Raw genomic sequence first — 6,979 nt, 5'->3', positions numbered from 1 at the left:
GGGCAAGCCGTTCACCCTCCGGTGGATCTACACGCACATGATCGAGGAGTACGCCCGCCACAACGGGCACGCGGACCTCGTCCGGGAGCGGATCGACGGAGCGACGGGCGTCTGATCCCGCGCCCGGCCGGCGACCTCCCCCCGGCCGCCCCTCGTCGGCCGGCGCACCGCACCGGACGGGCACCGCGCCGGACCGGCAGTACGGGCACCGGGCCGGGCCGGGAGTACGGGCACCGGGCAACGCGCAGCCACCGTACGGACGCCGGACGCCGGGCCGGGAGCGACGCGGCGCCGCGGGTCCCGGACCGGTCGGTCCGTCACGTCCCCGTCCCGCTCCCCCGCATCCGGTGCTCCAGCCTGCCGAGGGCAGCACGGACCGCTTCCCCGTGCCCGTCCTCGCTCTCGACGCCGAGCGCGCCCACCGCTTCCCACGCCTGGTCCAGATGTGTCCGGGCTGCCTCGAAGCGTCGCAGCGCGAGGTAGTCGGCCGCGAGATCGAGGTGCAGGGAGGGGAGGAAGGCACGCACCGCGACCGCCTCACGGGTCGCGTCCGGCCCCTCGGGCCCGGCACCGGGCAGCTCCGCGGCGGCCAGGGCGCGCAGGTCCCAGTCGAGCTCGTCCTCCGGGTCGTCCTGCGTGTCGGCCATGTAATGGGCCAGGGTGCAGCGGTGCAGGGCGCTGCCCCGCTCCCCGAGCTCCTCCCACAGGATCCGGAAGCGGTTGCGCGCCTCCTCCCGGTCCCCGCCGTGGAGCAGCATGACCGCCTGGCCGATCCTGGTCATGACGGCGTCCTTCGACGCTTCCTGCTGCTCCACGACAGAGGTCTCCCTGAAGGCGGTCGGGCCTGTTCCGGTCGGTCCGACGCTAGCCGCACCCACCCGGAATCCCGCTCAGGCGCGGGCCGGGGCCGTGCCTCGTGCCGGAGCCCTCGGCCCAGTTCGTCCCCGCCCGGCCGTCAGCCCAGGTCCGGGATACGCCAGTCGATGGGCTCGTGGCCCTGGGCGGCGACGGCCTCGTTTATCCGGGTGAAGGGGCGGGAGCCGAACCACCTCTTCGCCGAGAGCGGCGAGGGGTGCGCACCCTTCACGATCACGTGGCGCTCCTCGTCGATCAGCGGGATCTTCTTCTGCGCGTAGTTGCCCCAGAGGACGAAGACCGCCGGGTCGGGCCGGTCGGCCACGGCGCGGATCACCGCGTCGGTGACCTTCTCCCAGCCCTTGGACTTGTGCGAGTTGGCCTCACCGCCGCGGACCGTCAGCACCGCGTTGAGCAGGAGGACCCCCTGCTCCGCCCACGGCATGAGGTATCCGTTGTCCGGGATCGGCAGGCCGAGCTCGTCGTTCATCTCCTTGTAGATGTTGCGCAGGGAGGGGGGCGTCCTGACGCCGGGCCGCACGGAGAAGCAGAGCCCGTGCCCCTGCCCCTCGCCGTGGTAGGGGTCCTGGCCGAGGACGAGCACCTTCACCCGGTCGTACGGCGTCGCCTCCAGCGCGGCGAACACCTGCTCACGCGGCGGATACACCGGCCCGTTGGCCCGCTCCTCCTCGACGAAGTCCATGAGCTCCTTGAAGTAGGGCTTCTGCAGCTCTTCGCCGAGGACGCCGCGCCAGGACTCGGGCAGCAGGTCGGTGTCGGTCACGTCCACAACCTCCGGTAAGCAATCGGTTCTAGTGCACAGAACCTACCGGGGCCCACTGACAACGCCGCCGCCCGAGCCGATATCCCCGGTCTACCAGCTGGCCTTGCGGTACAGCTCCCACATCTGCATGACCGTCTGCGGGTCCAGGGCACGCTCGCCGCCGCCGATGTCCTCGCCCGCCGCGACGTAGAGCTTGCCCTGCCACAGCGGCAGCAGCCGCACGTCCTCGACCAGGATCTCCTGGGCCCGCTTGAACTGCGGGGAGACGGCCCCGCGGTCGCTCTCCTTGCGGGACGCCGGCAACAGGTCACCGGTGATCTCGTCGGTCAGGTAGGGGGTGCCGGTGACGCTGTCCTTGCCGACGAACGGGGCGATGAAGTTGTCCGGGTCCGGGAAGTCCGGGAACCAGCCGCGCCCGAAGACCGGGTACTCCCCCTTGCTGAAACCCTGCTGGAAGGCCGTCCACGGCGCGTTCTTCAACTTGATCTCGAACAGCCCCGACTCCTCCAGCTGACGCTTCAGCTCGGCGAACTCGGGAGCGGTCGAGGAGCCGTAGCGGTCGGTGGTGAACCACAACGTCATCCGGACGGGGGTCTCGACGCCCGCGTCGTCGAGGTACGCCCGGGCCTTCTTCCTGTCCGGGTCGCCGAAGGAGTCGAAGAAGCTGGTGGTGTGCCCGGCGATGCCCTTGGGGACCATGGAGTACAGGGGCTCCGCGGTGCCCCGGTACACCTTGGCGACGAGGGCGTCCCGGTCGATCAGCTGCGCGACGGCCTGGCGGACGGCGAGCTTGCCCGCCGCCGGGTCCTTGGGGTTGAAGACGAGGAAGCGGATGTCCGCCCCGACGGTCTCGACGATCTGCAGTCCCTTGTCGTCCGCCTTGCCGTCCTCGAGGGCGACGACCTCCTCGGCGGTCAGACCGCGGTAGGTCGCGTCGATCTCGTTCTTCTTCAGGGCGTCCACCATGGGCGAGGAGTCCTTGAAGTAACGGATGGTGACCGCGTCGTTCTTGCGGTTGGCGAAGCCCTTGTAGTCGGGGTTCTTGGTCAGCTCGGCCTTGACCCCGGCCTCGTACGACTTCAGGACGTAGGGGCCCGAACCGGTGACCTCGCCGTCGTCGCGGATCTTGTCGGCGGGGTAGTCACCGGGGGCGACGAGCGACATCGCGGGGGTGGCCAGGATGAACGGGAAGGTCGCGTCCGACTTGTTCAGATGGAAGACCACCTTGTCGTCGCCCTGGGTCTCCACATGGTCGAGGGAACCCAGCATGCCCGCCGGGCCGCTCTTGGCCTTGATCTTGAGGATCCGCTCGATCGAGTACTTCACGGCCGCGGCGTCGACCTTCTCGCCGTTGGAGAACCGCAGGCCCTGGCGGATGGTGCACCGGTAGGCCGTGCTCGTCATGTCGGTGAAGTCGCAGGACTCGGCCGCGTCCGGCTCCGGGCTGGTCGCGCCGGTCGGGAAGCTCACCAGGGTCTGGAAGACGTTCCTCATCAGTTCCCACGAGCCGTCCCAGGCAGCTGCCGGATCGAGTGTCGACGGGGAGCTCGTCGTTCCGACGGCTATCCGCTGGTCCGTCTCCGCACCGCTGTCGGAGAACAGGCCGCAGCCTGCCAGCAAAGAAAGGGAAGCAAAGGCTGCAGCGGCCTGCAGACTGGCCCGGTAGAACACGTGCACGCTCCTCGATCAGCCATGGGTCGGCAGACCATACCGCAGCGCCCTACCAGGTCAACCCGTAATCCTGGTAGGGCACTTGAGGCAATCAGGCCAAACCGGCCCAGGCCGTTGTCAGCCCACGCCGGCGTTGAGGAAGATGCCCCCGTCGATCACGAGGGTCTGCCCCGTGATCCAGCCGGACTTCTCGGAGGTGAGGAATTCGGCCGCGCCGCCGATGTCCTCGGGAACACCCAGCCGGCCGAGCGGATAGGCCGCGGCGGCCTCGGCCTCACGGCCCTCGTACAGCGCCTCGGCGAACTTGGTCTTCACCACGGCCGGGGCGATCGCGTTGACCCGCACGACGGGCGCGAACTCGTGGGCCAGCTGCTGGGTCAGGTTGACCATGGCCGCCTTGCTCATCCCGTACGCGCCGATGAACGGCGAGGCGGAGACACCGGCGACGGAGGCGATGTTGACGATCGCCCCGCCGTTCTCCTTCTGCCAGGCCTTCCACGTCTGCTGGGCGAATCCGAGGGCGGAGATCACGTTCGTCTCGTAGACCTTGCGGGCGACCCCCAGGTCCAGCTCGGCCATGGGGCCGAAGACCGGATTGGTACCGGCGTTGTTGATCAGGAAGTCGACCCGGCCGAACGCCTCCATGGCCCGCTCGACCGCCGCCGCCTGATGGGCCTCGTCGTGCGCCTTGCCGGCGATCCCGACGGCACGGTCGGCGCCGAGCTTCTCGACGGCGTCCTTGAGCGCGTCCTCGCCCCGGCCGGTGATGACGACCCGGTCGCCCCGGGCGACGAGCGCCTGGGCGATCCCGTAGCCGATGCCCCGGCTGGCACCCGTGACGAGCGCGACCTTGCCGCTGTCCTGCACAGTCATGATGTCCGTTGCCCTTCCCGGGTCAGTTGAGCGGTCCGCCGGCGACGTACATGACCTGCCCGGACACGAATCCCGCGTCGTCGCCGGTGAAGAAGGCGATGGCGTTCGCGACGTCCTCGGGACGGCCGACCCGCTGCACCGGGATCTGGGTGGCGGCGGCGGCCTGGAACTCCTCGAACCCCATGCCGACGCGGGCCGCCGTCTGAGCGGTCATCTCGGTGACGATGAAGCCCGGGGCGACGGCGTTCGCGGTCACGCCGAACTTGCCGAGCTCCTTGGCCAGGGTCTTGGTGAATCCCTGGAGACCGGCCTTGACCGCCGAGTAGTTGGCCTGGCCGCGGTTGCCGAGCGCGGAGGAGGAGGACAGCGAGACGATCCGGCCGAACCCGGCCTCCACCATGTGCGACTGCACAGCCTTGGCCATGAGGAACGCGCCCTTGAGGTGCACGTTCATCACGAGGTCCCAGTCGCCCTCGCTCATCTTGAAGAGCAGGTTGTCGCGGAGCACACCCGCGTTGTTGACGAGGATCGTCGGGGCGCCGAGCTCGGCGGCGACCCGCGCGACGGCGGCCTCCACCTGGGCACTGTCCGACACGTCGCAGCCGACGGCGAGGGCGGTGCCTCCCGCGGCGGTGATCTTCTCGACCGTGTCCTCGCACGCCGCCTCGTCGAGGTCGAGTACGGCGACGGCGCGGCCCTCGGCCGCCAGGCGTACGGCGGTGGCGGCGCCGATGCCCCGGGCCGCTCCCGTCACGATGGCGACGCGCTGCTCGGTGGTGGACATGCTTGGTTCTCCTCGCCCTTGGATTTCGCGGCTCAGCGGACGCCGGGAAGTACCCGATGACTGAGCAACCGCTTAGTACCTTCAGCAGAACGAGACGCTAGAAGCCCTGGCACCCGGTGTCAACGGCGTGAGGGGGCGGGGGCGTATGTCACACCCCGCGGCGCCGCGACCGTGGTCCGCACGGGCGGCGCCCCCTGGGTCGGATCAGCGCACCAGCAGGTCGAGCAGACGCTCGACCTCCGCCTCCGGGTCCGTGGTGAGGCCGCTGTGCACGACGCCCGGCTGGACGACCGTGGAACGCGGTGCGATCAGCCAGCGGAACCGCCTGCCCGCGTCGTCGCCGGCGGCCTGACCCGCCGCGTCGCCACCGCAGCAGACCCCCTCGACGGCGCGCAGGGCGGCCTGGACCCCGACCACGTCGGCAGCCGGATCGAGCGCCAGGAGCTTGCGCTCGTCCAGGAGGGTCCGCGCCGCCACGAAGGACTTGGCACGGCAGTACACGAGCACACCGGCGTTGAAGCACTCGCCTCGCTCGACCCGCGGGACGACGCGCAGCACCGCGTACTCGAAGACATCGCGCTTGTTCATCGGCCGCCGTCCTTGCCCGTGCGACCGGCGTCCGCCTGCGCGGCGCGGTCCTTCTTGGTGGGGTGAGGCCACGGGGTGAGGTGTTCGGTGAGCCAGCCCGGGGCCTGGGAGGGGCGCGCCTTCGTCGGCGCCTCCCGTTCGATCCGCTCGTGGATGCTTCCGGCGCGTGCCAGCAGCGGCTCCACGTACGCCCGGCGCAGCTGGTCCGTCGAGTCGAATCCCGGCTCGCCCTCCAGCCAGGCGTCCGGGACCTCGGCCGCCACCTCGGTGAGCAACTCCTCGGTGACGAGGGGGGCGAGCTCGGCCGCGGCGGCCTCGATGTCCGGGGCGAACGGCGCGAGGACGTGGTCGGAGGCGTTGTACGGCTTCGCGGCGGACGCCTGGGCGCCGGGCCAGTTGTGATGCCAGATCATGGTGGCCCCGTGGTCGATCAGCCACGGCTCGCCGTGCCAGACCAGCATGTTGGGGTTGCGCCAGGACCGGTCCACGTTGTTGATCAGGGCGTCGAACCAGACGACCCTCCCGGCCTCCGCCGGGCCGACCTCGTACGCGAGCGGGTCGAAACCGAGCGAGCCGGGCAGGTAGTCCATCCCGAGGTTCAGCCCGGCGCTCGCCTTCAGCAGCTCCTGGACCTCCTGGTCCGGTTCGGCGAGGCCGATGACGGGGTCGAGCCGGATGGTCACCAGCTCGGGGACCCGCAGCCCCAGCCGCCTGCCGAGCTCCCCGCAGATGACCTCCGCGACCAGGGTCTTGCGCCCCTGCCCGGCCCCGGTGAATTTCATGACGTATGTGCCCAGGTCGTCGGCCTCGACGATCCCGGGGAGCGAGCCACCTTCACGCAAGGGCGTGACATAGCGGGTCGCTACAACCTCTTCCAACACTTTTCCAGGCCACCCATCTCTTCAGCCTTACAATCCACGGACCACTTCTCCGAAGCGTAGAGGCCGGAATCACGGGTCACCGACGCCGGGGAGAATCTGGGGAGTTTCGGCTGGCAAGCTGATCCCCCGCGCTCCCCAAGGACACCGTCGATGATGCCGCGCCCCTTGCTGCCGGCCTCCGGCATGAAGTGAGCATAGTAACCGAGGGTGATCGCTGGCGAAGAGTGTCCGAGCCACCGAGCGGGCCTTGGCCCCGAATCCTGAACACGGCTTATGCGGCTTGGGCCAGCGTAGTTGGTGTGCGGTGGAAGGCGTTCTCGAAGGCGATCGGTGGTCGTTGTCCGAGGCGGGAGTGTCGGCGCCGGGTGTTGTAGCGGTGGAGCGATCGGAAGGCGTCGAGTCGGGCCTCGCGCTCGTTGGGCCAGCTTTTTCGTCCTTGCCGGGTCTCGCATTTGAAGGTGGCGTCGAAGGACTTGGCGAGTGCGTTGTCCGCGCTGGAGCCGACCGCGCTCATGCTTCGTCGCACCCCTGCTGACCTGCAGG

General features: G+C 69.9%; 9 protein-coding genes. 1 reads left to right on the top strand and 8 read right to left on the bottom strand.

What is annotated here, in order from left to right; translation table 11 throughout:
* A partial coding sequence (locus IH13_RS0131455) for a mycothiol transferase (RefSeq protein WP_031089690.1) occupies positions 1–115 on the top strand: 115 nt, incomplete at its 5' end.
* A 202-nt stretch (positions 116–317) separates the two neighbouring features.
* Here IH13_RS0131455 and IH13_RS0131450 read toward each other — a convergent pair.
* From IH13_RS0131450 to IH13_RS41620, 8 genes are all read right to left on the bottom strand, one after another.
* Positions 318–782, bottom strand: coding sequence for a hypothetical protein (locus tag IH13_RS0131450; RefSeq protein WP_051835995.1), 465 nt, complete (start codon positions 780–782; stop codon positions 318–320).
* Between the two features lie 173 nt (positions 783–955).
* Positions 956–1,639, bottom strand: a complete 684-nt coding sequence (locus IH13_RS0131445) for a uracil-DNA glycosylase (RefSeq protein WP_031089687.1) — start codon at positions 1,637–1,639, stop codon at positions 956–958.
* A gap of 90 nt (positions 1,640–1,729) precedes the next feature.
* Entirely contained in the window at positions 1,730–3,310 is a 1,581-nt protein-coding gene (locus IH13_RS0131440) for an ABC transporter substrate-binding protein (protein WP_031089685.1), read from the bottom strand.
* A 117-nt stretch (positions 3,311–3,427) separates the two neighbouring features.
* Positions 3,428–4,183 (bottom strand): SDR family oxidoreductase, encoded by a 756-nt coding sequence (locus IH13_RS0131435; protein WP_031089682.1) that lies wholly within the window; start codon positions 4,181–4,183, stop codon positions 3,428–3,430.
* Between the two features lie 22 nt (positions 4,184–4,205).
* The gene (gene fabG, locus IH13_RS0131430) at positions 4,206–4,967 is read right to left on the bottom strand and encodes a 3-oxoacyl-ACP reductase FabG (RefSeq protein ID WP_031089680.1); all 762 of its coding nucleotides are present in this window, start codon (positions 4,965–4,967) and stop codon (positions 4,206–4,208) included.
* 204 nt (positions 4,968–5,171) lie between these two features.
* Complete coding sequence (locus IH13_RS0131425; RefSeq protein WP_031089678.1) at positions 5,172–5,555, bottom strand: DUF3037 domain-containing protein; 384 nt, start codon at positions 5,553–5,555, stop codon at positions 5,172–5,174.
* A complete protein-coding gene (locus IH13_RS0131420; RefSeq protein ID WP_031089677.1) occupies positions 5,552–6,436 on the bottom strand; it encodes a HipA family kinase in 885 nt (294 codons plus the stop codon). The genes IH13_RS0131425 and IH13_RS0131420 overlap by 4 nt, the downstream gene beginning before the upstream one ends.
* 271 nt (positions 6,437–6,707) lie before the next feature.
* Positions 6,708–6,979, bottom strand: a 272-nt coding sequence (locus IH13_RS41620; protein ID WP_158791432.1) for an integrase core domain-containing protein, incomplete at its 5' end; no start/stop codon positions are given.

The sequence above is a fragment of the Streptomyces sp. NRRL WC-3549 genome (assembly GCF_000721935.1).
Classification (GTDB): Bacteria; Actinomycetota; Actinomycetes; order Streptomycetales; family Streptomycetaceae; genus Streptomyces.
This window is presented reverse-complemented; position numbering and strand designations above follow the sequence as displayed.